The following is a 26,737-nucleotide window of genomic DNA, read 5'->3' on the forward strand; positions in this document are numbered from 1 at the left end:
ATACACCCAGGTCAGGAGACCAAGACCCGATAAGTTAGACACACTCGCAGCCACCTGAACCACCCCCGGGACCCACTACCAAACACAGTACGCCCACCACAAAGACAACGGCATTGGGCCTAGGGTCGTGGCATGGCGACTCCCGATTTCATCCGCGACATCCGCGCCGGTGCCGGACACACCCTGCTGCTCCTGCCCGGAGTCAGCGCGACCGTCTTCGACGACCTCGGACGCGTCCTGCTGGTGAAGCGCGCCGACAACGGCCAGTGGTCGGTCATCGGCGGTATCCCCGAGCCGGGCGAGGAACCGGCCGCGACCGCCGTGCGCGAGGTGTACGAGGAGACCGCCGTGCACTGCGAGGCCGAGCGGGTCGTCCTCGTGCAGGGGCTGCCGAAGCCCGTCACCTACCCCAACGGCGACCAGTGCCAGTACATGGACATCACCTTCCGCTGCCGGGCCACCGGCGGTTCGGCCCGCGTCAATGACGACGAGTCGCAGGAGGTGGGGTGGTTCGCGCTCGACGCGCTGCCCGGGGAACTGAACAACTTCGCCCGGTTCCGGATCGAACAGGCGCTGACCGACGGCCCGGCCTGGTTCCGCTCACCCCCGGCGCTGTTCCCGCTCCACGCCGAGTAGCGCCGCGATCCCGGGTCACCGCACCGCCGTCGCGGGATCCGGGGTGCGGCGGCGCTCCGCGCGGAGTGAGGGGACCACCGCCAGCGCGACCGCCGCCGCCACCAGCCCGGCACCCGTCAGCAGCAGCGACTGCCCCGGCGGCAGCAGCGCGATTCCCGCGCCCACCCCGCTCCTGTCCCCCTCCAGATCGATCACCGGACGCGCCAGCAGCACCCCCAGCGCGATGCCCGCGGCCGCCGCCGCGACCGCCGTCACCGCGCAGTGGGTCACCACCACCCCCGTGAGCTGGCGCGGGGTGAGGCCGACGGCGCGCAGCGCGGGCAGCTCCCGCGCGTGGTGCCAGACCGCGGTGGTCACCGACGCCGCCAGCTCCGCCACCGCGATCAGCGCCAGTACCGCGATCAGCCCGGTGAGCACCCGGCTGACCAGCGCGGCGGAGGCGATCGGCGGCGGAGCGCGGTGCACGACGGCATCCGGCAGAACCGCCGTGAGGGAGCGCGCGACGCGCTCCGGATCCGCGCCGGGCCGCAGCAGCACCGCGTACGCCTGGGGTCCGCGGGCCGTGCCGTTCTCCCGCAGGGTGTCCAGTGTGGTGGTCACCACGAGACCGTCGTGCTCGGGCTCGATCGAGCGACCCACGATGTGGAGGATGTGCGCGGTGTCGCCGACGGTGAGCCGGATCCACTGGCCCACCTCGGCCCGGATCGCGTCCAGCACTCCCTGGCCCGCCACCGCCTCGTGCGAGGCGGACGGCGCCCGGCCCTCCACCGTCACCGGGGAGTACGGCCGCTCGCGGGTGCCGAGGCCGCGCAGGGTCACCGACCCGTGCTGCCCCGGCAGCAGCGCGGTGACCTCGGCCGCCGGATACACCTCCCGTACGCCCGGGAGATCCGTCACCCGCTGTACGCCGCGGGCGTCGATCCCGCTCTCCTGACGGACGGTCAGCGGCGGTTCGGGGGTCAGCCTGCTCCGGTCACCGCCGTCCAGGCCGTCGAGGGTCGCGATCGTGGAGAGCGCCACCGTGATCATCACGACCGGCATCGCGAGCCGCAGCACACTCGCGGCGAACCGCGACCGCCGGTGCACCGCGCCCCGCCACCCCAGCACCAGAGCGGGCGGCACACCCCGGCGCAGCGCGATCCGGGCGGCCCGCGACATCCCGCGCGGAGCCTGCCTCGCCGCCCGGGCCGCCGGGCTCGGCGACACCCGCGACGCCCGCCATGCCGCGAAAGCGGTGGCCGCCGCGATGGCCGCCACCGTCGCGCCGCCGAAGGCGAGATACGCCCCGCCCGAGTCCGGCAGCGCCGTGCTGTGCGCGACCGCCTCCCCGATCGGCCCCGGCACATGGACCCCCAGGGCCCGTACCGCGAGCGAGCCCGCCGCCACCCCCACCAGCGCCAGCGCCGTGTGCTGGCCGAAGAACATCACCGCGACCTGACGCGGGGTCATCCCGATGGCCTTGAGCGCCGAGATGTCCCTGGTCTGCCCCAGTACCCGGCCGCCCACCCCGCCGGTCACCGCGACCGCCGCCGCGAGCAGCGCGCCGACCCCGAAGCCCCGGAGCAGCCGCCCCAGCAGCTGGTTGTCGTCCGCGAAGGCGGAACGCGCGTCCTTCCAGGTGGTGAGGGCGACGACCTGCCCCTGCCCCACCGCCGTGATCGTCTGCTGTACCACGAAGTCGGTGTCCGCCGGATCGTCCAGCCGCAGCCCCGCGGTACGGCCCGGCCGGGCACTCTCCGCGTACCGGCTCCGCGTCGCGGGCGACACCCAGCCGATACCGGGCCGCTCGCCCGGCGCGAACCCGGCCTCGGCGGTGGCCGCCACCCCCACCACCCGCAGCGGCAGCTCCGAGCCGGCGACCGAGACCAGGTCGCCGGTCCGCACCCACAGCTGCCGCGCGGTCGAGTGGTCCAGCACCAGCTGGCCCTCGGCCCCGCTCAGCCCGGTCCCGGTCAGCAGCCGGGTGCCGGGCGGATCGTGGTCCTCGGTGACGCGTACCTCCACACCCGCCGCCGCGGACTCACCGCCCAGGGTCAGCGAGAGGGTGGCGTACGGGCCGGACACCGACCGCACCCCGTCGATTTTCGCCAGCCGCCGGGTGTCGGCGCCGTCGGACAGCCGCAGCCAGACATGGCTGCCCCGGGTCTCGGTGAACAGCTGCTGCCAGGGGTTGGCGGCGAATTGGAGCAGCGCCGCCGACAGCAGGAACGCCACGGTGATGCCGGCCGTCGCGAGCGTGAGGGTGGCGGCCTGGCCGCGATGTGTCCGGAGATCGGCGAAGGCCCAGCGGAGAATGGCGCGCACGCGTCACTCCGGGAGGTCGGAGAAAGCGGCCCGGGTGACGCCGGCCGGTCCCGTACCGCCGTCGCCCAGCGGATGCTCGTCGACGATGCGGCCGTCCAGGAAACTGATCACCCGCTCGGCCTCGATCGCCACCCGTTTGTCATGGGTGACCAGCAGGATGGACTGTCCGCCGCGGTGCAGACCCGTCAGCAGCCGGATCACCTCGCGGGTGCCCCGGCTGTCGAGGCTGCCGGTCGGCTCGTCGGCGAGCAGCAGATCGGGCGAATTGACCAGCGCCCGGGCCAGCGCCACCCGCTGCTGCTCCCCGCCGGAGAGATCACCGGGCAGGCTGTTGGCCCTTTTCTCCAGGCCGAGTTGGGTCAGCAGGGCGCGCACCGCGGCCCGGCTCTCCCGGCCGCCGCGCCCGGCGAGCAGGGCGGGCAGCTCGATGTTGTCGGCGACGGTCAGGGTCGAGACCAGATTGAAGAACTGGAAGACGATGCCGAGCCGGCGTCTGCGCAGCTTCGCCCAGCCGGACTCGCTCAGCTGATCGACCCGTTGCCCGTCGAGGGTGATCGTGCCGCTGTCGGGGCGTTCCAGCCCCGCCAGTAAGTGGAGCAGCGTGGACTTCCCCGCCCCGGAGGTACCGGTGACGGCGATGAACTCACCGCGTGCCATGGTCAGATCCACGCCGCGCACCGCGCGCACCCGGTCCCCCTCGGCCCGGTGGCTCTTGGTGAGTCCGGCGACGCTCAGCAGCGGGAGGCGGGCATCGGCACCGCGGCTCATTCGAGTTCCTCCTGACAGCGCTCCAACCAGTCCAGATCGGCCTGGAGATGCAGGGTCGCCCCCTCGATCAGCAGGCTCGCGATCCGGCCGCCGTCCTCGCCGCCGGTATCCATCCGGGAGAGTGCCCGCATCAGATTGAGATAGTGCCGCCGCTGCTTGTTGATCAGATTGATCTGGTCCTGGCGGCCGGTGCGGTGGGCGAGGGCGAGTTTCATGAAGAAGTCGTCGCGCACCCGGGGAGCCTCGGACGGGGTCTCGTACCAGGCGTCCACCGCTGCCCGTCCCGCCTCCGTGATCTCGAAAATCCGCTTGTCCGGCCGGTCCGACTGGCTGACATGCCTGCCCGCGATGAGCCCCGCCTGTTCGAGCCGGCCCAGAGTCACATAGATCTGGCCGATGTTGGGCTGAGGGTACGCCTCGCCCAGCAGTTTCTCCAGAGCCTGTCGCAGCTCGTATCCATGGGCGGGACCACCGGCGAGCAGCGCCAGCAGATGAAGACGCACGGTGCCGGTTCCCTCCTGGAACGGGTGGTCCGCAGAGTCGGCGGTGACTGGCCGGACGGGGACGGTGAAATCTGCTTCTCCGGGGGTCGGATCGGCCCGCGGACCTCCATGATGCCTGGTACGGATTACACATGATGTGCCGGAGGGTTCCGGGTCGCGTGCCCGGATCCACACCCTCCGGCGGGGGCGGAGAGGGTGGCGAGTGATGCGCTGGACCTGGGTGGCGGGCCGTGCGGTGCTCGCCGTCGCCGTGGCTCTGACGGCCCTCGCGGCTCCCGCCGCCCGTCCCGGCGGGACCTCGGCCGGGACGGACCGCCGGGGCCCGCTGACCCTGGTGACCGGTCGTGATCTCACCGGATACCTCCGCGGTGTGCTCGATGGGTGGAATCGTACGCACCCCGGGGAGCGGGTCAGACTGATCCAACTGCCCGACACCGCCGATGAGGTGCATGCCCAGATGCGGGAGAGTCTGCGCTCCGGGAGCGGCAGATTCGATGTGCTGAACATCGATGTGACCTGGACCGCCGAGTTCGCCGGCGAGGGCTGGATCTCCGCCGTCGACCCGCGCGGACTGCCGCTGGGCGACCTGCTGCCCGCCGTCATCGAGACCGCGGTCTACGACGGCAGGCTGTACGCCGTCCCCTTCGTCACCAACGCGGGCCTGCTCTTCTACCGCAAGGACATCCTCGACCGGGAGAGGATGGCCCCGCCGCGCACCTGGGACGAGCTGGCGACAGCGGCCTCGCGGCTCTCGCGGAAGTACGGAATGGGCGGGTACGGCGGCCAGTTCCTTCCCTACGAGGGGCTGACGGTGAACGTGACGGAGGCGATTCTCTCGGCGGGCGGTTCCCTCGTCGACGAGCGGGGCGAGGTGACCGCCGACTCGCCCCGGGCGCTGGCCGGGCTCTCCTTCCTCACCCGGGGCGTCAGGGAGGGATGGATCCCCCGGGAGTCGCTGGGGCACAAGGAGGAGAATTCCCGGCTCGCCTTCCAGTCGGGGAAGCTGATCTTCCTGAGGAACTGGCCCTATGTGCACGCGATGGCGTCCGAGAACGGCTCCCAGGTCGCCGGCCGATTCGCCGCCGTGCCCCTGCCCGGACCCGCCGGTCCGGGCGTCGGAGTGCTCGGCGGATCCAATCTCGCGGTCAACTCCCGCTCCCGGCACCCCGATTCCGCGGCCGACCTGATGGCGTATCTGCTGAGTGAGAGCGTTCAGCGGCGGGTACTGACCGAGGGCGGGCTGCCGCCGGTGCGCGAATCGCTCTACCTCGACCGGGGGCTGGCGGGGCGCTTTCCCTGGCTTCCGGCGCTGCTCCAGAGCGTACGGAAGGCAGGACTCCGGCCCAAGCACGCGGAGTACGAACAGATGACGCTCGCGGTCGCCGCGATCTCGCACGGCGCGCTCGCCGGCCGGGTCTCGCCCGCCGCCGCGCTGAAGCGGCTGGACCGCGAGCTGCGCGAGGTGCTCGACCGCTGAGGCGGGCCGGGCGCCGGGCCGACAGCCCGTCATATCCGCCGGGAACATGGATACTTGTTAAGTAGAAGGCGGCTCTTCCAATTCCTTGCGCCCGCTCCCCATGACAGCGTTTTCCCCCAGTTCATCCCGGTAACTCCGCTCAACATATGGGAAATGTATGCGCATCACTTGACGCTGCTCTGTCGCCGGTACCTAACATGAAACTAGGACCGCCGGATCGCCTACGAAGGACGGTGCCGATGTCCCTGACACACACGGTGGAGCCCGTCAAACCGTTAAGCCGCCCCGTTCCGCCCTGTCACCGGGCGGACGGCAGTGGCACAGGGGCATGGTGGCGCCACGCCGTGATCTACCGGATCTGTGTAACGACCTTCCTCGACACCACCGGGGACGGAGTCGGCGATCTCGCCGGTGTCCGGGCCGGATTGCCGTACATCAGCGACCTCGGTGTCGACGGCATCCGGCTGACCCGTCTTCCCGCCCCCCTCCCCGCCGGCTCCGCCGCCGACACCGCCCCCGGCCGCATCGCCGGACCCGGGTACGCGGCGGGTGAGGCGGAGGAGCTCGGGCTGCTGGCCGCCGATGCCGGGCGGTACGGTCTGAGGCTTCTCGTCCCCGGCCCGGCGGGCGCCGCCCGGGACGGCGTCACCCCGTCGCCGTTCGCCGGGGACCGCGCCGGCACTCCCCGGCCCGGCGCGACCGGCGCGCCGCTCCTCTGCGACCCGCTGAGCGCCGGCTGGGACGCGGACGCCGTGCACCGGGCGGTCACCGGCGCACTCCACGACGCCGGGCGCACCGGAACCACCGTCACCTGGGCGCTGGACAGCGGGCACCGCCCGCGCGCCGCCCTCGGGTTCCCGGCGGACGGCGGCCGGGAGGCGGCCCGGGCCCGCGCCGCGGCCCTGCTGACGCTGGCCCTGCCGGGGGCCGCCCAGCTGCACCAGGGGGAGGAGCTGGGACTTCCCGGGACCCGCCCGCCCGAGTCCGCCGGAATCCGGCGGCTCACCGGGCGCCGGACCCCGCACGAAGGCGTCCGGCCCCCGCGGCCCCGGTCCGGCCACGGCTCACCCCCGGCCGCCCCCTCGCCCCCTGAGGCCGTGCCTCTCGCCGCCACCCCACCCCCCGGCCCCACAGCACCGGTCGGCCATGTCTCACCCTTCGGTGACGGCGGACCCCGGAATCCGGCGCCCTCCTGGCTGCCCCGGCCCGGTCGGCTCACCGAACTCCCGGCCGACCGCGCCATCGCCGACCCCGACTCCCGCTGGCACCTCTACCGCACCGCCCTCGGCCTGCGGCGGGCGCTCGGCCGCCCGGGCGACGGCGCCCCCCGACTCCTCGAAACCCTGCCCGGAGTGCTCGCCTTCGTCCGCGACGGACTGGTGTGCGCGGTCAACTTCAACGACTGGATGGTGCCCGCGCCGGTACCGGGCACCCCGCTGGTCATCAGCGGCCCGTGCACCCCCGGCACGCTCTCCGGCAACGCGGCGGCCTGGTGGCCGGCCGACGCCCTCACGGCGGGCCCGGCCGGCCGGCGGACCACCTGCTTCCGTGCCCGTACCGGCACCGATGGCGGCTCTCCCCGTATGCCGGGTGCGCGGCGGGCCGCGGCCGTCCCGGACGCCGGGAACACCACGGATCCCACCCCGGCGACGCCGGCGCCGGAAGCGGCCGGCCCTGCGGCACGGCGTGTGGCGGCCGGTGTGCCGCAGGGCGGCCGGCAGATGCCGGGAGGGCTCTCCCCGGCGGGACGCACGACGCCCGCCCGCCCCGGTTCCCAGGAAGCGGAATCATGCGGACCGGCACGCTGAGCCCCGGCGCCACCGGCGCACCGCGCCCGGGCCGGCCGAGAGCGGAGGCCCCGCGAGTGGTCGTCGTCTCGCTCGACCCGGCCGCCAGCCTCGCATGGGTGGCACGGCTCCGCAGGGCCTGCCCGCTCCGGCTCGTCGTCCGGCCCTGGGGCGACCAGCTCGGTTACGAGTACCTGCGCCGCGCCACCGGCGTACTCGCCCTGCTCGACAGCACCGCGCCCGAACCCGTCGCCGAACTCGTGCAGCGGGTGCGCTCGCTGCGCCTGCTGGCACCGGTCACCGTGTCGTCCGCCACCCGGGTCGACACGGAGGCGCTGCTGGGGGCCGGGGCACTCAACGTACTGCGGAGGGACACCTCCGCGGCCGTGGCCGCCGCCCGGATCACCGCGGATCTGCGCTGGCTCTGCCGGTCCCTGGCCACCGAGCGGACCGGGCACATCGGTCCCGCGGGCCACGGCGGCGGGTCGGGGGCGTCCGGTGCGTCCGGCGCGTCCGGCGTCTCCGGCGTCTCCGGCGCGGAGGAGCCCTGCGCCGATCCGCTCAAGCCGTCCCACCGGAGCCAGTCCCTGCTTCTGGAGATCCTGCTCGGTGCCCGGGCCCCGCTCTGCTGCCACGATGTGCGCTATCTGCTCGGCGAGGCGTCCCGGCCCATGAGCCTTCCCGCGCTCAGGGCGAGAATCCAGCGGCTCGCGCCGCACCTCGCCCAGCACGGTCTGGTCTGCCGGCGCACGGTCCGCTGGGGAGCGGACACCTTCACCCTCCACCCGGCCGGGTCGTCCGGCGCGTCCGGCGCCGGCCCGCGTCCGGCGCCCGGCTCCCGGCAGCACCGGCTCCCGGCCTGACGGCGATCGGTGTGCGCACCCTGCCGGAGCGGTGACACCCCGGCCCCCGGGCGCGAAATACCCGCCGGCGCGCTCCGCGCCGGGGAGACTGCCGACCACACCCGTCGTGCCGCGATCCGCCACCCGTGAGGAAACCCGGAGCATGTCCGAGAACCGCACCCCCGCACCGCCCGCGCCCGAGCCGCCCGTACTCGAACAGGCGGCGGCCGACTTCGCCGCCGCCACCGCGAGCCCGCCGTTCCTCTTCGAACTGCCCCCGGCGGAGGGCCGTGAGGCGGTCGAGAAGGTCCAGTCGGGCGAGATCAACCGGCCCGCGGTCGACGAGCAGTGGGTCACCGTCCAGGGCGGCCCCACCGGATCGGTGCGCGCCCGGGTGGTCCGGCCGGCCGGGGTGAACGGCCGGCTGCCGGTCATCCTCCATCTCCACGGCGCCGGCTGGGTCTTCGGCAGCGCCCGCACCCATGACCGGCTGGTCCGGGAACTCGCCGCGGGCGCGCGGGCGGCGGTCGTCTTCCCCGAGTACACCCGCTCGCCGGAGGCCCGCTATCCGGTGGCGATCGAACAGAACTACGCGGTGGCCCGCTGGATCGTCGCCGAGGGCGCGGGGCGGGGGCTCGACGCCGGGCGCATCGCCGTCGCGGGCGACTCGGTCGGCGGCAACATGGCCGCCGCCCTCACCCTCATGGCGAAGGCGCGTGGTGATGTTCCGCTGGTTCAGCAGGTGCTGTTCTACCCGGTGACCGACGCGTCGTTCGACACCGGTTCCTATCGGCAGTTCGCCACCGGGTACTTCCTCAGCCGGGACGCGATGCGGTGGTTCTGGGATCAGTACGCCCCCGATCCCGCGCGGCGCGCCGAGATCACCGCGTCACCGCTGCGGGCCGGCCCGGAGCAGCTCGCGGGACTGCCGCCGGCCCTGGTGATCACGGCGGAGGCCGATGTCCTGCGCGACGAGGGGGAGGCGTACGCCAGCCGGCTCCGCGCCGCCGGGGTTCCGGTGACCTCGATCCGGTACCAGGGAGTCATTCATGACTTCGTGATGCTCAATGCCCTGCGCGCCACCCGGGCCGCCGAGTCCGCGATCGGCCAGGCGGTCACCACATTGAACCGCGCATTCGGACATGCCGGGTGAAGACGCCCGGAAGCAGGCGGGCGGGGTGGCCCGATGGACCACCCCGGGCAGCGTCATACGTATATGCACCCCAGGATTCGCAGGGCGGCGATGAAATCGAATGACGCTGCGGTGAAACTGAAACTTTCCACGCTGGAATTGCCCTTTCGAAGTGCGCGACGAAGCTTGCGGAGGTGACGCTACCGCATGCAGTGTCGAAAGCTGAGCACGAGTTCGATCGCCGCCCGCTGCTGACTCGCGGGTCGGTAGCGGCGGGTGCGGTCCAGACCAATTCGGCGCCGGCGCCGAATGCGGCCGGTGCCGGATTCACGCCGGGGAAATCACTCCGCCGATCCGCTTTCGCTTGTCTGTTCGGGTTGTGTTCCGGGTGCCATCGAGGCGAGGACGGCCCGCACCCGGGCCTCTTCATCGGCGTTGTGCGTCCGCGCGGCCACGGCGAGTGCGTGCCGGAGCAGTCCCCGGGCGGAGTCCGTCCGGCCCCGGGTCAGTTCCACCCGGCCGAGGCCGCACAGTGCCCGCGCCTCGTGGTGGGCGGCGCCGATGGAGCGGGCGATGTCGAGGGCCTCACCGAGAAAACCAGCCGCCCTCCCGTGCTCCCCGATCCTCCGGAGCGCCTCACCCATTCCGTTCAGAGATTCGGCCTGACTGTCGCGGTCGCCCAGTGCGCGGAATTCATGAAGCGTCTCGCGGTAGAGCGGCAGAGCCGCCTGCGGACTTCCCGTCTCGGTCAGGATATCGGCGATGTTCCGGCGGACTGTCGCCCGGTCGTATCTGTTTCCGGTGGCGTCCAGAATGGGCAGGGCATTCTCATAGGAAATGCGGGCGGATTCGAAGTCGCCGACATGGAGATGGAGCTGCCCGATATTATTGAGGGCCTTGCCGACCGAGGCCGTGTCATCCGAGGCCCGGAAACCGGAGAGCGCGCCCCGGAAGTGTTCGAGGGCCCGGGCGTGCTCGCCGAGCTGGAGGAGCGAGATGGCGATGTTGTTGTGCGCGCGGGCCCGGTCCCAGCCGCTGCCGGACTGAGCGGTGATGGCGAAGGAGTTCTGGAACAGCACGAGCGCCCTGCGGTTGTCGCCGAGGCCGCCGCTGAGCGTGCCCAGGATCCGCAGCGCCTCGGCCTCGGCCCCGGTGTCCCCCGTCAGGCGCGCGATCTCCAGCGCCCGCTCGCCGTTGGCCGCCGCCTCCTGATAGCGGGAGGTGCGCACCTGCGCCGCGCTCAGCTGGGTCAGGGCCCGGCAGAGCCGGGGCTCGTCGCCCGTCGCGCTCCAGCGGGTGACCGCGTCCCTGAGCACGGATTCCATGTCCTGCCAGTGACATTCCGCGTCGAGGTACCCCGCCGTCGCATAGGCGAGCCGGGCCGCCGCCTCCGGGCGTCCGCCGGTGCGCGCGTACCGCTCGACGGCCAGCAGATTGCCGTGCTCGGCCGCGAACCAGGCCCGTGCGGCGTCCGCCGTCGACGCCGGTGCGGGGGCCGGCGCGGAGAGGGAGCCGGCCGCGCCGGCCGGCTCCGGCGCGAACTCGTGATCACGGGCCGCCGGCCCGGAAGCGGAATCCGGTGTCCGGGCCCAAGCGGAATCCGGTGTCCAGGCCCGAGCGGAACCGCGGCCGCGGGCCCCCGGCGGCGTCCGGCCGTCGGCGAGGTCGATTCTGATCCGGCGCGGATAGGCGAGACGGTCGGCCCGCTCCGCCGACACCACGGTGAAATCGGTGAGCCGCCGGAGCGCCTGCGCCCGTTCCGGAGCCGGATCTTCCGACACCGCCATGGCATGGGCGTATTCGCGCAGCAGGTCGTGGTAGCGATAGCGGTCCGGCACCGGCTCCCGCAGCAGATGGAAGGTACACAGAGCCTCCAGCAACCGCTCCGTGACATCGGGGGAAAGGCCCAGCAGAGCCGCCGCCGCGTCGGCGGTGAAATCCGCCCCCGGATATAACCCGAGTCTACGGAATGCCAGTTGCTGTAAACCGGTGAGCGTTCGGTAGGAGAGATCGAACGCGCGGGCCATCTCCGTATCCGCATCGCGGATTTCGGCCAATCTCCCGGGGGAGCGCGCGAGTCGGTCCCCGAGGATGGCGGGTGTCCAGGAGGTGTGCGCGCGGAAGCGGTTCGCGACGATCTCGATCGCCAGCGGGAGATAGCCGCAGAGCCGGACGATACGGGCGGTCTCCACGATGTCCTGGGTGCGTTCCTCACCCGCGAAGCCCCGGAAGAGCGCCACCGCGTCATCGGCCGGGAGCACGTCCAGCGGAACCGGCAGCGCCCGGGGCAGCCCGCTCAGATGGCGGCGGCTGGTGATGATGGTCAGCGAGGACGTGCCCCCGGGCAGCAGCGGACGGAGCTGTTCCGCGCCCGCCGCGTCGTCCAGCACGATCACCGCCCGCCGTTCGGCGAGCATGGTCCGCCACAGGGCGCTGCGGCTCTCCAGCTCCACGGGGATGTGCCCGGCCGGCGCGCCCAGCAGCCGCAGCAGGGTGGCCAGCGCCTCCCCGGGGGTCAGCGGCTCCTGATGGGGGGAGTGGGCCCGCAGATCGAGATAGAGCTGGCCGTCGGGGAAGCGGCCGGCGAGCGACCGTGCCGTGTGCACGGCGATGGCGGTCTTCCCGACCCCCGCCATCCCGCTCACCGTCTCCAGGGTGATGACGGGCCCGTCCTCGGCCGCCCGCTCGATCGCCGCGCTCAGCCGCCGCAGCTCGGACCGCCGGCCGACCAGGGGCGGCTGATACGGGAGATTGCGGGGGCCCGGCGAGGGCTCCGGGGCGGAGCCCGCCGCCCGGGGCGCGGCACGCGCGGAGCCGGTGACCGGGGCGATGCCCCCGGGCGGTGCCCCGGGCCGGGCCAGGACCCCGGGCGGCACCCGGTCCAGCACGCCCCGGTGGATCCGGTTCAGCTCCGGGCCGGGGGAGGCGCCGTACTCGGCCGACAGCACCCGGCGCGCCTGCTGGTGCACCCGCAGCGCCTCGGTGAACCGGCCGCTGCCGTAGTACGCCAGCATCAGCTGTCCCAGCAGGGTCTCGTCCTCGGGGCGGCGGCCGGTCAGGGTGCGCAACTCGCCCACCACATCGCCGAAGTGACCGAGCCGGAGCCGCGCCGCGATCCGGGTGACGGCCGCGCCGAGCCGCTTCTCCGCCAGCGCCCCGCGCACCGAATCCGCCCAGGTGCCGGGCAGGCCGGCCAGCGCCTCGCCCTGCCAGAGCTCCTCCGCCCGGGTGAGCCGTTCGACCAGCCGCGCGTCCGCGCGGTCGCCGCCGGTGCCGGGCGGGTCGTCCACCAGACGCTGGAAGCGGTGCCAGTCGACGTGGTCCGGATCGGTCTCCAGCCGGTAGGTGTGCGCCCTGTTGACGACCCGCGGCACAGCCGGCGCACTCCGCGAATCCGGCGGATTCGATGCGTCCGGTCCGGCTCCGGCGGCGCGCAGCAGCTGCTTGCGCACCTTGGAGACATAGGCATGCGCGCTCTGGCGGGCTCCCGGAGGCGGCTCGTCCGGCCAGAGCCGGTCCATGAGCACCCGCAGTGCCACGGGCCTGCCCGGCTCCAGGGCGAGCGAGGCCAGCACGATCCGCTCCTTGTCGGAGCCCAGTTCGAGCCGTCGCCGGCTCCCGCCGGAAGGCCCCCCGGCCCCGCTGTGCGCGAGCCCCACCGGACCCAGAACGAGGATCTCCACCAGCGCCCTCCCGCTGGTTCCGCCGCACCCGGCTCCCTCTGATTTTTGGTGAGCATGACATGGGCGGGCAGGCGCCGCCAGGGTGGGATCGGTACTGACCGGAAGTCGACGCGGCGTTCGCCGCCCGCCTCCGGGTAGGACGTGCCCCCACGGGTAGGACGTGAGTGATCGATCCGAGGTTCGCCGGAGACGAGGGGGCGCATGGATGACGGCGCGGGATGCGCATGGAGAGCCGATCGACGCAAACGCAACCAGCCCGGCGGAGAGAAGCGGAATCACGGGAGGTGACCTCGCCGCCCGGAGTTCCGGCTCCACGGACGCCGTCCCCGGGACCGGCGGCAGCGGAGGCGGCAACACCATCGGCGGCTCCGCCCACCTCCACGGCCCCACCATCCAGGCGCGCGAGGTCCACGGCGGCATTCACGTCCACACCACCGGCCCGGGCCCCGCGCCCCCGGTTCCGCGCCAGCTCCCGCCCGTACCCGCCCATTTCATCAACCGGAAGCCCGACCTCGCCGCGCTCGGCGCCCTCAGCACCGCGGCCCGCCCGCTGATCGTGGTCAGCGGCCCGCCGGGCGTCGGCAAGACCACCCTGGTCTCCAACTGGCTCCGCACACTCGACACCGACTTCCCCGACGGCCAGCTCTACGCCGACCTCCGCGGCCACTCCTCGGCGGGCGACCCCGCGACCCAGAGCGAGATACTGGGACAGTTCCTGCGAGCCCTCGGCGCCGTCACGGTCCCCCTGGAGCCCGCCGAACAGAGCGCGCTGTGGCGCTCCACCACCGCCGGCCGCCGGATCGTGGTCATGCTGGACAACGCCTTCACCGCCGCCCAGGTCCGGCCGCTGCTCCCCGGCGGCCCCGGCTGCCTCGTCGCCGTCACCAGCAGACGGCTCCTGTCCGGACTGCGGATGGACGGCGCCGCGTTCCACCGGCTCGCCTCCCTCGACGCCGCCGACGGCGTCGAACTCCTGCGCCGGGGCATCGGCGAGGACCGGGTCGCCGGCGAACTCACCGCCGCCCACCGCATCGTCTCCCTCTGCGACGGGCTGCCGCTCGCCGTCGCCCTCGCCTCCGCCCGGCTCGCCTCCCGTCCCCGGCAGCCCGTCGAGGCGCTCGCCGACGCGCTCGCCCGCGACCGGGGGCGGCTGACCGTACTCGAAGTCGAAGGGGAGGCCACCGTGCACAAGGCCCTGGACGCCTCGTACGCCGTGCTCAGCACGGAGACCGCCCGCCTCTACCGCACCCTCGGTGCCCTCCCGATGCGGACCTTCGACGCCCACACCTCCGCCGCCGCCTGCGCCGAGTCCCTGCCCTGGGCCGAACGGCGCCTCGACGAACTGGTGGAGGCGAACCTCGTGGAGGACCTGGGCCCGGCGGGCTGCCGCTTCCACGACCTCGTCCGCGTCCACGCACAGGACCGCGCGCATGCCGACGACAGCGCCGAGGCCCGCACGCTGGGCCTGCGCCGGGTCTGCGAGTGGTACCTGGAGGCCGCCACGGCGGCCCAGCGAAGACTCACCCCCGCCCAGCTCACCCTGGAGCGCCTCCCCGCCCGCCCCCGGCCGGGACTGCCGGTCCCCTTCACCGACGACACCGGAGCCCTGGCCTGGCTGGACGGCGGGCGCGAGCGGCTGATGACCGCACTGCGCCACGCCGCCGAACACGGCTGGCACGCCATCGCATGGCAGCTCACCGACGCGATGTGGCCCCTCTTCCTCCGGCTGCGCCACTACGACCTGTGGATCGAGGCCCACCGGATCGGCGTCGAGGCCGCCCGCGGCGACGGCAGCGCCGCGGCCGAACGCCAGATGCTCAACTCCGGCGCCATCGGCCTGAGCGGCGCCGGCCGCATCCGCACCGCCGTCGAGTGGTACGAACGCTCCCTGCACGCGGCACGCACCGCGGGCGACGCGAGGGACGAGGGCCAGGCCCTCCTCGGGCTCGGCGCCTGCCACCGCGAACTCGGCCTGATGGCCGAGGCCGTGCCGTATCTGAACGAGGCCATCGGCGTCTGGGAGAGCTGCGGCTATCCGCGCGGCAGCGCGCTCGCCCGGACCGTCCTGGGCGAGATCGCCCTCGCCGCCGGCGACCCCGCCGCCGCCATCGCCCACTTCTCCGGCGCCCGCGCCGGCATGCTCGCCGTCGACGACCCCCATGACGCCGCCCGCGCCCTCGCCTTCCTGGGCCGCGCCCGCGTCCGCTCCGGCGACCGCACCGAGGGCATGGCCGAACTCCACGAGGCGCTGGCGGTGTTCACCGCCTCCGGCGCCGCGCACTGGCAGGCCCGTACGCTGGAGATGCTCGCCGACAGCGCCGCGGAATCCGGCGACGCCCCCGCCGCCGTCGACTTCCGCGCCCGCTCCCTGTCCCTGTACGAGACCACCAGCCCGGCGGACGCCCGCCGGCTGCGCGAGCCCGCCGACTGAGCCGGCGGCGCGGCCCCGCCGCCCGGGCCGTGGTCTCGACGCGCGGCGGCGCCGTCCTCCGACCGGCCGGCGTCCCCGGACCGCCCTCGCGCGCCGGCCATGGCGGCCTGCCCCCGGAGGCGACCGGCCGAACACCGCGCGCCCGCGCCGGCGCCGGGCGGGGCCGCTTCAACCCGTCCTCCGCACAGCCGTGATGGAGGTCTCCGCCTCCGGCCGGGGGCTTCGTCCGTTCCGGCCGGGGCTCCACGCTGAGCGGAGCGGGTGCGCGCACACCCGCGGGCCGCGGGGGCGTGGCGGAGCGGCCATGGCGATCGGCGCGGGGAGGCCCCCTCGCGCCGACTGATGGAGACGGGGCGGGCCCGCCCCTCTCCGTCCGCGGGTTCGAATCCCGCCGGCACCGCGGCCGGCCCCGATGCGGCCGGCGCGCACGCGAGCAGTCGGAGAGCTTCCGCACCGCCGCCCGGGACGGCGGGGTCGCGCGGTCCCGGGCGGCGGACTTCAGCGGATCGCCGCCGTGCCCCGTACGGCCGCCGCGCCCTGTACGGCCGCGGAGGCACGGACGGCCGCGGCCAGCTCGGCCAGCTCCCGGCCGGCCGTCAGCCAGGTGTGCAGACAGGACGGCAGCAGCGACCAGCCGGACACCGGGGCACAGGGGACGACGACCGGCCGCCGCTCCGCGCCCTCGGCCGCGAGCAGGCCGCCGCCGATGAGCGGTACCGCCGCCAGGCGGCAGCCGGGGCGGGCGGCCGTCAGCCCGGTGAGCCGGTGCCACGCCTCACCCAACGGCAGCCGTCCCCCGCACAGCAGCACATCCGCGCACCCCAGCACCCGCTCGTCGCGGCACAGGTCCGCGTCGACCGCCAAGTGCTCGTCCACCAGGGCCGGAAGCCACACCCGCGGCGGCAGCACCAGCAGTTGGGGGGCCGATCCCGGACCGTCCTCCGCCCGCAGGGCGCACCGTCCGGCGAACGGGGCCACCGCCACCGTGACCAGCCGTTTCATGCCGACGCCTCCCGATGGCCGGACATCCATGTCGCCAGGGGCGGCGGTTCCGGCAGCGGTACCGTCACCGGGTCGTGGGCGGGCTGCCCGAGACCCAGTACGCGGTACATCAGCCGCCGCGTATTGCGGTTGAACCGCCCCGGCTCGGAGGTGATCCGCCCGCTGATCGCCGCGTACTCCTCCGGCCGGTACTCGGCCGCCGCGTAGGCGAGTTGCTCCCGCAGCGGATGCGCGGGGGAGAGGGCCGGCGCGGTGACGGCGAGCGCCGCGGCCGGGGAAGCCGGATTGATCTCCTGCTCCGGCGAGGCCGCCAGCAGTACCGGGGCGCCGGTGAGTGTCCCGTACAGCGTCACGGATCCGTGGTCCCCGATGATCCAGTCCGCGGCGATCAGCACGGCGCGCCAGTCCGCCTCCGGCGGCACCAGGGCGATCTGCTGCCGTCCGCACCCCGCCAGCCACGCCTTGACCTGCCACGCGCCATGTCCCGACCACACATTGGGGTGGACGAGCGCGGCCGTCCGGAACCGGTCGCGCGGCAGTTCGCCGGCGAGACGGGGCAGCAGCGTCTCGAACCTGCCGAACGACGAGCGCGGACCCCAGCTGGAGACCGCCACCACCAGCTTCTGCCCCTCCGCCAGACCGAGCGCCCGCCGGTACACGGCGCGTGCGGGCAGGCTCGCGGTGATGCGGTCGTACACCGGATCGCCCACGACATGGATCAGCGGGCGCACCTCCGGGCAGTGCGCGGCCATCTCCCCGGCCTCCGCCCGGTGCGGGACCGCCACGGCGGCCGGCAGTGTTCCGCCCGGCGCCAGATCCTGCCGCCGCAGTCCGGCGATCCCGGCTTCCGGCCCCGAGGTGATGCGCTTCAGATAGCCGGCCCCGTGCGGCACCGTGATCAGCGGCGCGCGCAACCGCTCCACCCCGCGCGGCCCCGCCGCCAGCGCCAGATCGAACGTCATGCGCACCGCGTCCTCCCAGGGCACCACCGCACTGCCCAGCCGGGCGAGGAACCTCGGCACCTCGTCGCCGAAGGCGTGCGGCGGCGCGGAGAAGACCACCTGCACGCGGAAGTCGCGCTCCAGCAGTGCCAGGAACTCCAGCAGCCTCTTCGTATAGGTGACCGTGTGCGCCACGGCCAGCACCTTCTTCCGTTCGACCAGCGTCAGCCACTGCCGCCCTTCGGCCGCCTCCGCTGTGGTCGTGTACAACGCCGACATGGCGCCCCCGATGTCTCCCTGGTGTCCGGGTCCGGATCACCGTCTGCCGGGGGAATGCCCGGGGGGCCGGGCGGAAGGCTTGCCCGACCCTTGGGGAAACCTTGTCCCGCACCACATGAGCAGGTTCCCGATGGCGCATCACCTCGCGCGGCGGGCTCGGGGGGAGCCGGTGCCGGAGAGGGAGGAGCCCTCCCCGGGTCTCGGCCGCCGGAGCCCCCGGCGCGATGGTGCCGGGCTCGCGCGGTGCGCGGGGGTGTGCGCTGGAAGGTGCGCGAACGCGATCGGATCTCCCGCCGGGCACTCCGGGCCCGATGGACAGGTGTCAACTCATGGTTGACAGCGAAGGGCTGTCAACCTAAGGTTGACACATGGAGAATCCCGTGGAGATGAAGAACCCCGTCCGGCTCGACGAGCTGATCGAGGTCATCAAGAAGGTGCACAGCGGTGCGCTGGAGCAGCTCTCCGGCGCGGTCGTCGCCGCCGATCACCTCGGTGAGGTGGCCGACCATCTCATCGGCCACTTCGTGGACCAGGCCCGCCGCTCCGGCGCCTCCTGGACCGAGATCGGCAAGAGCATGGGGGTCACCCGGCAGGCGGCCCAGAAGCGGTTTGTCTCGAAGGAGGGCGGCGAGGTCCCGGATCTCGATCCGAGCCAGGGCTTCAGCCGTTTCACCCCCCGGGCCAAGAACGCGATCGTGGCCGCGCAGAACGAGGCGCATGCGGCCCGCAATGAGCGGATCACCCCGGCCCATCTCGCGCTGGGGCTGCTGACCGAGCGCGAGGCGATCGCCGCGCGGGCGATCCTCGCGCAGGATGTGCCGCTGGACGCGGTCCGGCAGGCCGTCGGCGAGGTGCTGCCCCCGGCCGCCGACGCGGTGCCGGAGCTGATTCCCTATGACGCGGGGGCGCGGAAGGCGCTGGAGCTGACCTATCGGGAGGCCCTGCGCCTGGGGCACAACTACATCGGCACCGAGCACCTTCTGCTCGCCCTGCTCGAACAGGAGGACGGCGCGGGCCCGTTCGCGGCGCTGGGGATCGAGAAGGGGGCCGCCGAGGCGTTCATCGCCGAAGCGGTGGCGGCGTCGCTCGCCGCCCGCGAGGAGGGCTGAGCCGGGGCCGCTCCGTCCATCCGCCGGATGCCGTGTCGCGGTGCCCGGCGGGCGGGCTCCCCGGCGGGACGGGGATTATTGGCGGCCCCGGCCCAGGGGTTGGCCGGGGCCGCCGAGTGGACAGTCCGCAGGGGACGTGACTGCCCGGGGCGGAGTGCCGTGGAGGGCGACGCGAGGAGGACAAGCGTCTTTCCCCGGACTCCGGTCTTCGGGTCCGCGAGCCCCGGCCGTGGCCGGGTGGGGCGGTGTCGATTCCGCCCGTCTCGGGTGCGGGTCCCCGCCGTTCGCGCCGGACGCGGTGCGGGTGGCGGGTGAGGTGTGGTGGTGGCCGGCTGCCGGCTCTCCGCGAGGGCGTGGGCGGGGGCCGATCCGGGATCTCGTGGATCTTCGGGTGTAAGAGAAGTAAACATATATACCGTCGAGTAAGCAAGGGTATGAAAAAATTCATGCATGGTGGGGTATGAAAGTTTCTGTTCTTCCGCGGTGACCGGATCGTCCCGCGCCGGTCGGCGTCACCGGCCGGGTTCCGCCGGCGGCCCGTCCCGGGGGAGGGGCGGCTCAGTCGTCGAGGAAGAAGTTGTGCTGCTCGGCTGCCTGTTCGTAATCCTCCAGGCGGGCCTGGGTCCGCTGCGGATCGGCGTCCGCCATGGCCTGGAGAAGCGCGGCGGAGAGCACTCCGTGTGCCGCGTACGAGTCGAAGACCAGCCGTGACCCGGTGGGCGCCGTGAGGGTGACGTCGGCCTCGTCCACCAGCGGCCCCAGCGGCAGATCGGTGATCAGCGCGACCTTGAGACCGCTGCCGCGGGCCGTCCGCATCGCCGCCAGCGTCTCGTGCGCATGCCGGGGCATCGCGAAGGCCAGCACCCAGCTCCCGCCCGCCGCCCGGGACTGCAACAGCGTGTCGTACGCGACGCTGCCCCCTCGGGTGACCGTCCGCACATCGGGATGGATGCGGCGCGCGGCGTACGCGAAGTACTCGGCGAGCGAGACCGAGATCCGCAGGCCGAGGACGGTGAGCGGGACCGAGCGGGCCAGCTCGCGGCCGATGGTGAGGACCTGGTCGGGGTCGGCGAGCGCGCGGCGCAGATGCTCCAGATTCTCGATCTCCGCGTCCACGGCCGCCTGGAGCTCATTGCGGCGGCTCTCCCCGCCGGTCTCCGGCGGTCCGGCCACCGAGGAGAGCGCGATCGGCTGGAGGGCCTCCCGGAGCGCGGGATAGCCGCTGAAGCCCACGGAGGCGGCGAACCGGGTGACGGACGGCTGGCTCACCCCCACCCGCTCCGCGAGATCGGTGATCGACAGAAACGCGGCCTCGGTGAGGTGGTCGGTGATGTACTGCGCGATGCGCCGCTGCCCCGGCGAGAGCCGATGGCCGCCGAAGAGGGCGAGAACACGGTCGGTGGGGGCGGGTTCCGCGCCCGGGGAGAGCCTGCCCGGTGTGATCGCAGACGCCTGTGCGCGTGCCTGCTGATCTGATGCCACCGGTGTCACTCCTTCTCGTCCCACTGCTGCTCAACATAGCCCAGGAGATCCGGCCGCAACTCCGGGATCCGGCCCGGCCGTGTCCGTCGTCTCAGATACCGGACAGTCGGCGGACGGCCGCCGGGTGTTCCGCACCCACGCGCCGGGATGGTCCGGGCCGGCGGGCCGGGGGCCGCCGCCCGCCCGCTTTCCGGGCCCGACGGAGATGCGCTCCCCGGCCACCGGGGAGCATCCTGACTGTGTGACCTGGTACGGCGCGACCGGGCGCCCTCCCCCCGATCGGTACGGGGAGCCGCCCGGAACACCGAGCGACGGCGGGCGGGCACCGGGTGAGCTGGAGCTGATGCTCGCCCAGGCGGCCGTGAACGCGATCGAAGGGGTGGGCGGATTCGCCGGCGGAATCCATCTGCGCACCAGCACTCCCGGCCTGCTGAAACTCTCCGTCCTCGCCGGGCTGCCGTGCAGACTCTTCCGTCCGTGGTGGCGGGTGCACATCAACCGCCCCTTCCCGATCGCCGAGGTCCACCGTCTGGGACACGCCGTCCACCTGGCGGACGCGGAGGAGGCCATGCGGCGCTTTCCGCAGCTGATGGCGGGGATGCCGTTCCCCTTCGGGTCGCTCTATGTGCCGGTGGTCAGCGGCCGGGAACGCTTCGGCGTGCTCTCGGTGCTGCGCCGGGCCACCCCGGGCCGGCCGGTCGAGAACAACGACCGCCACCGGGTCCACAATGTCGCCCGGCGGCTCGGTGCGGCACTCGGCGCCCTCGGCGACCGGGGGGAGGCGGTCCGGTGGGACGGCGAGCCCGTCTCCGTACAGCTGCCCGCCGTCGCGCCCCCGGTGCGTATCGGCCATTTCACCTGGGAGCCCGGCACCGGCGCGGTGCTGGCCGACGGGGACCTCTGCGCGGTCCTCGGCATCGATCCGGACGGGTTTCCCGGCACGGTCGGCGCGCTGACCGAACAGTTCTCCCCGGAGGACGTCCTCGGGCTGTGGTCCCTCGCCCGGCAGCTCGCCGACTCGGGCCGGCCGGCCTCCCGCCGGATCCATCTGCGCGGCCCGGACGGCCGCCCGCATCTGCTCGAACTCGCCCGCCCGCCGGACCCGGATCCGGGCCCGTTCGGTTCCGCTTCCGCCACCGCCTCCCCTTCCGCCTCGGCCTCCGCCTCCGGGGGAGTGCGGCTGCACGGCTTCCTGCTGGATCTCGGCACCGGCCCGATGGCCTCCGAGGCGGCCGAACGGATTCCGCGCGGCGTCCTCACCCTCGACCGGCTGGGGCGGATCACCTACCTCAACCACGGCGCCGAGACCGGACTCGGCCTGGCCGGCCCCGAACTGACGGGCAAGGTGCTGTGGGAGGCGCTGCCCTGGCTCGGCTCCTCCTCGTACGAGGACCACTTCCGCGCCGCCCTCATCTCGCACGCCCCGGTGCACTTCGTCGCCCGCCACCGGCCGGACGAATGGCTCGCGCTCTCGCTCTACCCGGGGCACGACGGGGTGACCGTCACCTTCGACATCGCCGACGAGCCCATTCCGGACGCCGGCCCACGGGTGATCGAGGGCAGCGGCGAGGGGCTCGGCCCGGAGGCCGGCCAGGCGTCGGCGCTCTACCGCCCGGTGGCGCTGGCCATCGCGCTCACCGAGGCGGTCACCGCCCGTCAGGTGTCGGCCGTGGTCACCCAGGAGCTGCTTCCCGCGTTCGGCGGCCGGCAGCTCGCGATCTATCTGCTGCACGAGCGGCATCTCTTCCTCGCCTGGGAGACCGGCTTCCCCCAGGGTTTCCTCGACCGCTTCGACGGCGTCGCCCTGGACACCCGGCTGCCCGGGGTGGAGACCCTCACCTCCGGCCGGCCCATGTTCTTCGAGTCGATGGAGCGGCTGGCCGCCGCCTACCCCGGAATCCCGCTGGACGCCCATGTCGGCGCCCGCGCCTTTCTGCCGCTGATCGCCTCCGGCCGGCCGGTGGGCTCCTGCATCCTCGGCTTCGACCAGCCGCGCGGATTCACCGCCGTGGAGCGGACCGTGCTGACCGCGCTCGCCGGACTGATCGCCCAGGCCCTGGAACGGGCCCAGCGGTACGACACCGAGGCGGCGCTCGCCCGCGGTCTCCAGGACGCCCTGCTGCCCCACCGGCTGCCCGTGCTGGAGAACATGGAGACCGTCGGCCGCTATCTCCCCGGCACCCAGGGCATGGATGTCGGCGGCGACTGGTACGACGTGGTCGAGACCGGCGACCGGCTCGCCCTGGTCATCGGCGATGTGCAGGGCCACGGGGTGTCCGCCGCCGCCACCATGGGCCAGCTGCGCAGCGCGGTACGGGCCTTCGCGCTGAGCGGCCACGATCCGCAGGAGGTGATGAGCGGGACCAACCGGCTGCTCATCGATCTGGATCCCGGCCAGTTCGCCAGCTGCTGCTACATCCTGGTCGACCCGGCCACCGGTCACACCGAGGCGGTACGGGCCGGCCATCCCCAGCCGCTGCTCCACCACCCCCGGGACGGGACCCGGGTCCTCGACCTGGCGGGCGGGGTGGTGCTCGGGGTCGACGGGACGGCCGCCTACCCCGTCACCGAACTGCGGCTCGACCCCGGCTCCGTACTGGCCCTCTACACCGACGGCCTGGTCGAACAGCCGGGCATCGACATCGACCTCGGTGTCGAGCGGCTCCGCGGCACCCTGGCGGAGTGCGGGGCCTCCCCGCTGGGCGAGACCGCGGACCGGCTGATCAGCGAGGCCAGCCGGGCGGCGGACCGCGCCGACGACATCGCTCTGCTGCTGGCCTGCCGCTGGGCCTGAGCGCCGCTCCCCGATCCAGCCCGATCCGCGAGAAACGGCCTAACGCCCGAGCGTCAGCCGCCTGCTGTGCGAGTTGAGGATGACGGGGAGGGGGATCAGCCCGTGCGAGGTGTCCAGCTCGATGAGGGTCGCCCGGCCGTCGGCCCCGCCGGTGCTGAACTTCTTCAGCGGATGACCGCTGTTGCGCCAGCTGTGCACCCGGTTGTCGCAGGTCGCCACGGTGCCGTCGGTCCCGGCCCGCTTCTTGCCCTGGGTGGCCTCCGCGCCGATGAGGACCACACCGGAACGGAGCGACGAGCAGCGGTAGGTGCCGCTGAGAGTGAGGGTGCCGTCCCGGGCGATCCGTCCGGCCGGCGCGATGGTCACGGTGTCGGGGGTGAATTGCGCACTGGCGGTGCCGGGGAGGAGTCCGGCCGCCAGGGCGGCCGCGATACCGGCCGCGGAAAGAAGCAGAGCGCGTCGTGCGTTGATCATGTTCCCCCAACGAACACATCCGGCAAAGGTTACGCAGATCCATGCGAACGGGTGATGTGTCTGCTATTCCGATTCTCGGTCAACCGTTCGGTGGATTCCCTGAGTCGCGGTGTCATGGAGGTCGGTCTGGTGAAGATTCAACAAAATTGGGCGGCTCGGCAAGGCCGCCCCGGCCGGCGGGGTCAATACGCGCGCGCGGGCCGTGCCGCGGCCCGTGTCACCAATGGGGCGGGCGTTTCGGAAGGTGCCGGGAATCCCTTGTCGCCCATGATGGAGGCATATGCCAATCGTCGGTTGAGTGTCCTCGCCGCGTCCAATCGGGCGCACCGGAGTTACTCGGACGAGTGTTTTCGCTCTCACTTGATCGTGAGTAGGGTGTGGTCCCGCTGTTCGGTGATCCACACGGATCCGAACCGGCCCGGCCGGATTCGGCCTGGTCTGAATGCCCGCGGTTGACACTCGTCCGGGGGAAGTCCGGGGGAAGGGGGGAGGATCGTGTCTGCCGGTTCGTTCGACGGGCAGTATGTCTGGCATCCCGCGGCCGACGATCATCAATTGGCCCGCGCCTGCATCGACATCAGGGCCGGACGCTACCTCAGCGCCCGGGAGACGCTCCGCGAATCCCGCGGGGATTTCGACCTCAGGGCCCATCGCTCACTTGTTCTCGCCTCCGAGGCCGCCGACTCCGACATCGCCGAACGCTGGCTCGCCGAACAGCCCTGCCCCGAATCGGCTCTGCTGTGGGCGCGGGTGGCCATGCTCAGGGCGCTGCGCGCCGCCGACACGGGAGACCCGCACACCCCGCCCCTCGCCGGTATCGCCGTCGCCGCCTGCGCCCGTGCCGCCGGACTGCTGCCCCACGACCCCACCCCGCATGTCGCCCTGCTGGCCCTCGCCCCGATCCGGCGCACCGTCGACCCCGCGCCGAACGGCCTGCTGACCGCCCCGCCGGGGCCCTGGCGGCTGCTCTCCCGCATCCTCGGTCTCGACCCCTGGAACCGGGAGGCGCACCATCGTTTCCTGGCCTTTTTCTTCACCCGCCACGGCGGCACCGCCAGCGCCCGCTGGGATGTCGCCTCCTTCCTCAGCCACCGCGCCCCCGCCTCCTCGGCGCTGCGCATGCTGCCCCTCGTCGCCCTCGCCGAGGAGTACGACCCCTCCGCGCTCCTCGCCTACCGGGCCTGGCGCCAGCCCCAGTGGGTGACCACCGCCACCGGCGGCTACCGCAACTGGTTCCCCCTGGTGGGCCGCTACCGCTTCACCCCCGTACTCGACCTGTCCTATCTCGCCCACGCCCTCTACATGGGAAACCGGGAGAAAGAGGCCCGTGAAGTCCTGCTGGCGATGGGCCCCTATGCGGCACGCATGCCCTGGAGTTTTTTCGGAGCTCCCTGCGAACAACTGACCAAGGCGAGACGTGCCTGCGGACTTCCCATTCCGAACTCCGGCTGAATTCCGCAGCGACCGTCCCGCGCGTCATCAACGGAAAGGACGCGTTGTGTCCGAGCGACCAGAAATTCCCGCACCGCGAAAAAGCCGGTCCCGGCGGCGTTCCGGCGGCAATGCCGACGCCGGTGCCGATGACCGCTCGATCACCCTCGACGACGACGCCACGCTGCATGCCATGGGCTATCCGCGGAAACTCACCAGAAGATTCCGCGCATTCGACAACTTCGCCATCTCCTTCACCATCATCAACATAATCTCCGGTGTATTCTCCGCCTTCGGCTTCGGCATGGGGGCGGGCGGCCCGCTGATTCTGGTGCTCGGCTGGATCGGCGTCTCCGTCATGGTGCTGTTCGTCGGCGCCGCGATGGGCGAGATCGCCTCCGCCTACCCCACCAGCGGTGCGCTCTACTTCTCCGCCGGCAAGCTCGCCAGACGCCACCGGGGCGCCTGGTCCTGGTACACCGGCTGGCTCAACTTCGTCGGACAGATCGGCGGCACCGCCGCCACCGGCTATGCCGCGGCCACCTTCATCCAGGCATTCCTCGCCATGCAGTGGCCCGGATATCAGGTCACCGGACAGCGCACGGTGCTCATCATCACCGTCATTCTGCTGTTACAGGCACTCGCCAACACCTACACCGTGCAACTGGTCGCCACCCTCAACCGGATCTCCGTGTGGTGGCTGCTGATCGGTATGACGGCGATTGTCCTCGCCCTCGTCATCATTCCCGATCACCATCAACCCCCTTCATTCGCCTTCGATTTCGTGAACACCACCGGCTTCGACAGCGCCGTCTACGCGGCCATGCTCGGACTTCTCGTCACCAGCTGGACCTTCACCGGATTCGACGGCAGTTTTCACATGTCCGAAGAGACGGTGAAGGCGACCGTCAACACTCCCAAGGGCATCATGCGGGCCATCGGCGGCTCCGCCGTCGCCGGACTGATCCTGGTACTCGCCCTGGTCTATGCCATCCGTGACTATGCGGCCACGGCGGCCTCCGCCGCGCCACCGGTACGGATCCTGCTCGACGCGCTCGGCCCGACCACCGCCGAAGTGCTGCTGCTGGTCGTGATCGGGGCCATGCTCTTCTGCGGCCTCGCCAACATGACCAGCAACACCCGCCAGATTTTCGCCTTCGCCCGGGACGGCGCCATGCCCGGATCACGCCACTGGCACTCCGTCTCCCCGCGCACCCGGACCCCCGTCAAAGCGGTATGGCTCGCCGCCGCCTGCTCCTTCGTACTGATCACCCCCGCCTGGTGGTCCCACACCGCCTTCACCGCGATCGTCAGCGTCAATGTCGTCGGGCTCTATCTCGCCTACGGAGCACCCATATACCTCCGGCTCCGGCTCGGCGACGACTTCGAACCCGGCCCCTGGCACCTCGGCCGCTGGGGCAGACCGGTCGCCGCCGTCGCCGTCGCCTGGATCGTCTTCAGCAGTGTGCTCTTCATGCTGCCGCACGCCTCCCCGGTGACCGCCCGCACCTTCAACTACGCCCCGATCGCCCTCGGCGCCGTCCTCCTCATCGCCACCGCGTGGTGGTTCACCACCGCCCGGCGGCGCTTCCAGGGACCCGTCAGTTACGGCAGCCCCGACGAGGTCGCCGCGATGGATCTGGTCTGACCCGCGCGCCTCGG

Annotated in this window: 18 protein-coding genes; 10 read left to right on the forward strand and 8 right to left on the reverse strand. The window is 73.0% G+C overall.

What is annotated here, in order from left to right; translation table 11 throughout:
- The first annotated feature begins 132 nt into the window (after positions 1-132).
- Positions 133-636: an NUDIX domain-containing protein gene (locus AAFN69_RS12775; protein WP_347728549.1), complete on the forward strand. Its 504-nt coding sequence runs from the start codon at positions 133-135 to the stop codon at positions 634-636.
- Between the two features lie 15 nt (positions 637-651).
- Here the strand turns inward: AAFN69_RS12775 and AAFN69_RS12780 are convergent, their stop codons facing one another.
- From AAFN69_RS12780 to AAFN69_RS12790, 3 genes are read right to left on the reverse strand one after another with little or no spacing between them, the layout of a single operon-like run.
- A complete protein-coding gene (locus AAFN69_RS12780) occupies positions 652-2,940 on the reverse strand; it encodes an FtsX-like permease family protein (RefSeq protein ID WP_347728550.1) in 2,289 nt (762 codons plus the stop codon).
- A gap of 3 nt (positions 2,941-2,943) precedes the next feature.
- Positions 2,944-3,708, reverse strand: a complete 765-nt coding sequence (locus AAFN69_RS12785; protein ID WP_347728552.1) for an ABC transporter ATP-binding protein — start codon at positions 3,706-3,708, stop codon at positions 2,944-2,946.
- Positions 3,705-4,211: a PadR family transcriptional regulator gene (locus tag AAFN69_RS12790; protein ID WP_347728553.1), complete on the reverse strand. Its 507-nt coding sequence runs from the start codon at positions 4,209-4,211 to the stop codon at positions 3,705-3,707. The genes AAFN69_RS12785 and AAFN69_RS12790 overlap by 4 nt, the downstream gene beginning before the upstream one ends.
- Positions 4,212-4,416: 205 nt before the next feature.
- Here AAFN69_RS12790 and AAFN69_RS12795 point away from each other — a divergent pair, with 205 nt between their 5' ends.
- The 4 genes from AAFN69_RS12795 (at position 4,417) to AAFN69_RS12810 (ending at position 9,470) form a co-directional block, all read left to right on the forward strand.
- Entirely contained in the window at positions 4,417-5,688 is a 1,272-nt protein-coding gene (locus tag AAFN69_RS12795) for an ABC transporter substrate-binding protein (RefSeq protein ID WP_347728555.1), read from the forward strand.
- A 344-nt stretch (positions 5,689-6,032) separates the two neighbouring features.
- On the forward strand, positions 6,033-7,496 hold the full coding sequence (locus tag AAFN69_RS12800; protein ID WP_347728557.1) for a hypothetical protein: 1,464 nt from the start codon (positions 6,033-6,035) through the stop codon (positions 7,494-7,496).
- Positions 7,478-8,338 (forward strand): hypothetical protein, encoded by an 861-nt coding sequence (locus AAFN69_RS12805; protein ID WP_347728559.1) that lies wholly within the window; start codon positions 7,478-7,480, stop codon positions 8,336-8,338. Before AAFN69_RS12800 ends, AAFN69_RS12805 begins: the two co-directional genes overlap by 19 nt.
- 142 nt (positions 8,339-8,480) lie before the next feature.
- Complete coding sequence (locus AAFN69_RS12810) at positions 8,481-9,470, forward strand: alpha/beta hydrolase (protein ID WP_347728561.1); 990 nt, start codon at positions 8,481-8,483, stop codon at positions 9,468-9,470.
- A gap of 320 nt (positions 9,471-9,790) precedes the next feature.
- On the opposite strand, the gene AAFN69_RS12815 is transcribed toward AAFN69_RS12810, so the two are convergent.
- Positions 9,791-13,132, reverse strand: a complete 3,342-nt coding sequence (locus tag AAFN69_RS12815; protein ID WP_347728562.1) for a tetratricopeptide repeat protein — start codon at positions 13,130-13,132, stop codon at positions 9,791-9,793.
- A 205-nt stretch (positions 13,133-13,337) separates the two neighbouring features.
- Here AAFN69_RS12815 and AAFN69_RS12820 point away from each other — a divergent pair, with 205 nt between their 5' ends.
- Positions 13,338-15,563, forward strand: coding sequence for a tetratricopeptide repeat protein (locus AAFN69_RS12820; RefSeq protein ID WP_347728563.1), 2,226 nt, complete (start codon positions 13,338-13,340; stop codon positions 15,561-15,563).
- 498 nt (positions 15,564-16,061) lie between these two features.
- Here the strand turns inward: AAFN69_RS12820 and AAFN69_RS12825 are convergent, their stop codons facing one another.
- Positions 16,062-16,565 (reverse strand): hypothetical protein, encoded by a 504-nt coding sequence (locus AAFN69_RS12825; RefSeq protein WP_347728564.1) that lies wholly within the window; start codon positions 16,563-16,565, stop codon positions 16,062-16,064.
- Complete coding sequence (locus tag AAFN69_RS12830) at positions 16,562-17,785, reverse strand: hypothetical protein (protein ID WP_347728565.1); 1,224 nt, start codon at positions 17,783-17,785, stop codon at positions 16,562-16,564. The genes AAFN69_RS12825 and AAFN69_RS12830 overlap by 4 nt, the downstream gene beginning before the upstream one ends.
- 368 nt (positions 17,786-18,153) lie before the next feature.
- Here AAFN69_RS12830 and AAFN69_RS12835 point away from each other — a divergent pair, with 368 nt between their 5' ends.
- Positions 18,154-18,894, forward strand: coding sequence for a Clp protease N-terminal domain-containing protein (locus AAFN69_RS12835; protein WP_347728566.1), 741 nt, complete (start codon positions 18,154-18,156; stop codon positions 18,892-18,894).
- Between the two features lie 558 nt (positions 18,895-19,452).
- Here the strand turns inward: AAFN69_RS12835 and AAFN69_RS12840 are convergent.
- Positions 19,453-20,376, reverse strand: a complete 924-nt coding sequence (locus tag AAFN69_RS12840) for a MurR/RpiR family transcriptional regulator (RefSeq protein WP_347728567.1) — start codon at positions 20,374-20,376, stop codon at positions 19,453-19,455.
- 205 nt (positions 20,377-20,581) lie between these two features.
- Here AAFN69_RS12840 and AAFN69_RS12845 point away from each other — a divergent pair, with 205 nt between their 5' ends.
- A complete protein-coding gene (locus AAFN69_RS12845; protein WP_347728568.1) occupies positions 20,582-23,170 on the forward strand; it encodes a SpoIIE family protein phosphatase in 2,589 nt (862 codons plus the stop codon).
- A gap of 39 nt (positions 23,171-23,209) precedes the next feature.
- On the opposite strand, the gene AAFN69_RS12850 is transcribed toward AAFN69_RS12845, so the two are convergent.
- Positions 23,210-23,644, reverse strand: coding sequence for a DUF6299 family protein (locus AAFN69_RS12850; protein WP_347728569.1), 435 nt, complete (start codon positions 23,642-23,644; stop codon positions 23,210-23,212).
- A 495-nt stretch (positions 23,645-24,139) separates the two neighbouring features.
- On the opposite strand from AAFN69_RS12850, the gene AAFN69_RS12855 reads away from it, so the two are divergent.
- On the forward strand, positions 24,140-25,096 hold the full coding sequence (locus tag AAFN69_RS12855; protein WP_347728570.1) for a hypothetical protein: 957 nt from the start codon (positions 24,140-24,142) through the stop codon (positions 25,094-25,096).
- 172 nt (positions 25,097-25,268) lie between these two features.
- Positions 25,269-26,723: an amino acid permease gene (locus tag AAFN69_RS12860; RefSeq protein ID WP_347728904.1), complete on the forward strand. Its 1,455-nt coding sequence runs from the start codon at positions 25,269-25,271 to the stop codon at positions 26,721-26,723.
- Positions 26,724-26,737 lie beyond the last annotated feature (14 nt).

The organism is Streptomyces sp. CAU 1734, from assembly GCF_039888735.1.
Lineage (GTDB): Bacteria > Actinomycetota > Actinomycetes > Streptomycetales > Streptomycetaceae > Streptomyces.